This window comes from Haloferax sp. Atlit-6N, assembly GCF_003383195.1.
Classification (GTDB): domain Archaea; phylum Halobacteriota; class Halobacteria; order Halobacteriales; family Haloferacaceae; genus Haloferax; species Haloferax gibbonsii.
Map to the genome: position 1 here is coordinate 1 of NZ_QEQJ01000144.1, position 552 is coordinate 552.

Here is a 552-nt window from a genome sequence, read left to right on the forward strand (position 1 = left end):
CGGGCTCGACGTCGGTTTCTCGGAGGCGATCGCGCTTCTCACGCGACCGACGACGCTCGAAGTGTTCGTCAACACGACCGTTTTAGTCACGCTGACGACGGCCGCGTGCGTCCTGATCGGCGTCCCGCTGGCGTACCTGACAGTCCGGACGAACCTCCCGTTCCGCCGCTTCTGGACGATCGTCGTCTCGTTGCCGCTCGTCATCCCGAGCTACGTCGGAGCGTTCGCGTTCGTCTCGGCGTTCGGGCCGCAGGGGAGTTTTCAGCGACTCCTCGCACCGCTGGGCGTCGAGAAGATCCCGGAGATCTACGGGCTCGAAGGATCGATACTGAGCCTCACGCTGTACACCTACCCCTACGTCTACATCACCGCGCGGGCGTCGCTGAAGTCGATGGACACGACGCTCATCGACGCCGCGCGGACGCTCGAACACGACCGCTGGGAGACGTTCAAGCGGGTGACGCTCCCGCAGATCCGCCCGGCGGTCGCCGCGGGTGCCTTGCTCTCGGGGCTGTACGCGCTCGCCGACTTCGGGACACCCTCGATTATGCG

1 protein-coding gene is annotated in these 552 nt (G+C 65.9%); it reads left to right on the top strand.

Annotation, left to right across the window (positions count from 1 at the left end; all coding sequences use genetic code 11):
* Positions 1-552, top strand: a 552-nt coding sequence (locus DEQ92_RS21635; RefSeq protein ID WP_147299561.1) for an iron ABC transporter permease, incomplete at both ends; no start/stop codon positions are given.